We start from the raw sequence: 2,218 nt of genomic DNA, 5'->3' as shown, positions 1-2,218 counted from the left end.
GTGGTGCTGCGGGGGTTCGGGTGGCGGCACGGGGGACGGAAACGCTGGGCTCTGCGCGGGGTGGATCTTCGGGTCGAGAGCGGCGAGCGGGTGCTGCTGCTCGGACCCTCCGGCGCCGGTAAGAGCACGCTGCTGGCGGCGCTGGCCGGGCTGCTGCCGGAGGACTCCGGCGAGCAGGAGGGCACCGTCGAGATCGACGGGCTGGACCCGCGCAAGGCCCGCGAGCGCGTCGGCATCCTGTTCCAGGATCCGCAGACCCAGCTCGTCATGGCCCGTTCCGGCGACGACGTCGCGTTCGGGCTGGAGAACCGGGGCGTGCCCGCCGGGGAGATCTGGCCCCGCGTCGACGAGGCGCTGCGCCGGGTCGGCTTCCCGTACGACCGGGACCGGCCGACCGCCGCGCTCAGCGGCGGCGAGCAGCAGCGGCTCGCCCTGGCCGGCACGCTCGCGCTGCGCCCCGGACTGCTGCTGCTGGACGAGCCCACCGCCAACCTCGACCCGGCCGGCGCCGCGCTGATCCGCCGGGCCGTCGCGAACGCGCTCGACACGGACACCACGATGGTCCTGGTGGAGCACCGGGTCACCGAGGCGCTGCCGCTGGTCGACCGCGTGGTGGTGCTGGAACCGGGCGGCGGGGTGCGCGCCGACGGGCCGCCCGCTGCGGTCTTCGCCGCGCACGGCGACGCGCTGGCCGCCGCCGGGGTGTGGGTACCCGGCCACGTCACGCCACCCCGGCACGCCACCACGCCGCCCGGCGACGTGCTGCTCACCGCGGAGCGGCTCGGCCTGCCGCCGCGGCTCGACCCCACCGATCTTCGGGTACGCGCCGGCGAGGCGCTCGCCGTCCTCGGCCCCAACGGGGCCGGCAAGTCCACGCTGACGCTGCTCCTGGGCGGCCTGCTGAAACCCGGCACGGGCGGCGTCACCGCGTCGGCGGAACTGGCCGGGCGGGACGCGCGCACTCCCCCGTACCGCTGGCGGGCGCCCGCGCTGGTACGCCGGATCGGCTCGGTGTTCCAGGACCCGGAACACCAGTTCGTCACCGCCACGGTGCGCGACGAGCTGGCGCTCGGCCCGCGCCGCACCGGGCAGCCCGAGGCAGCGGTCAGCGCCACAGTGGACGCGCTGCTGGAGCGGCTGCGGCTGGACCGGCTGGCCGGCGCCAACCCGTACACCCTCTCGGGTGGCGAGGCGCGGCGGCTGAGCGTGGCGACGGCCCTGGCCACCGCGCCCCGCCTGCTGATTTGCGACGAGCCTACGTTCGGCCAGGACCGGCGCACGTGGCTGGAACTGATCGACCTGCTCGCCGAGCTGCGCAACGCCGGGCACGGCGTGGTGGCGGTGACCCACGACGAGGACTTCGTGGCCGCGCTGGCCGACCGGACGCTCACCCTGGGGGCGTCCTCGTGATCAACGTCGAACCGGTCGCCGCGCCGGGCGCTCCGCTGGCCCGGCGCAACCCGGTGGCGAAGCTGGCCGCCGCGATGGTGTTCACGCTGATCCTGGTGGCGACGCTCGATCCGGTGGCCCCGGCCGTCGCCATCGCCGTCGAACTCGCGGTGCTGCCGCTGTTCGGCGTCCGCTACCGGGTGCTGGCCCGCCGCGCCTGGCCGCTGCTCGCCGGTGCCGTCGGCATCCTGGTCACGCTTGTGCTCTTCGCGGCCGACCGTTCCGGCCCGGTGCTGCTCCAGGCCGGGCCGGTCCTGGTCACCGAAGGGGTGCTCGTCACGGCGCTGGGCCTGGTGCTGCGGATGCTCGCGGTGGCGCTGCCCGGCATCGTCGTGTTCGCCACCACCGACCCGACCGACCTGGCCGACGCGCTGATCCAGAACGCGAAGGCGCCCGCCCGGTTCGCCATCGGCGCGCTGGCCGCGTTCCGGATGGTGCCGCTGCTGGAGCAGGAGTGGCGGATGATCAGCATGGCCCGGCGGGCCCGTGGCGTGGACGCCGGCCGCAATCCGGTGGCGAAGCTGCGGCTGTTCGGGTCGACCGCGTTCACGCTGCTGGCAGGCGCGATCCGGCGCGGTACACGGCTCGCCGTCGCGATGGACGCCCGGGGCTTCGACGCGGGTACGCCGCGCACCGTGGCCCGCCCGCAGCGCTTCACCGGCGCGGACACGCTGCTGGTCGTGGGAGCGGCCCTCCTGGCCGCCGCCGCTCTGGCGACAAGCATCGCCCTGGGCACCTTCCGCCCCCTGATCGGCTGACCCCCCTCGCC

The 2,218-nt window shown here is 75.9% G+C and carries 2 protein-coding genes; both read left to right on the top strand.

Annotated features, from left to right (window positions below; genetic code table 11):
* Complete coding sequence (locus tag BAW75_RS07620) at nt 1-1,410, top strand: ABC transporter ATP-binding protein (RefSeq protein ID WP_104113065.1); 1,410 nt, start codon at nt 1-3, stop codon at nt 1,408-1,410.
* The gene (locus BAW75_RS07615) at nt 1,407-2,207 is read left to right on the top strand and encodes an energy-coupling factor transporter transmembrane component T family protein (protein WP_104113064.1); all 801 of its coding nucleotides are present in this window, start codon (nt 1,407-1,409) and stop codon (nt 2,205-2,207) included. The genes BAW75_RS07620 and BAW75_RS07615 overlap by 4 nt, the downstream gene beginning before the upstream one ends.
* Nucleotides 2,208-2,218: the final 11 nt, after the last annotated feature.

This window comes from Micromonospora chalcea, from assembly GCF_002926165.1.
Taxonomy (GTDB): domain Bacteria; phylum Actinomycetota; class Actinomycetes; order Mycobacteriales; family Micromonosporaceae; genus Micromonospora; species Micromonospora chalcea.
This window is presented reverse-complemented; position numbering and strand designations above follow the sequence as displayed.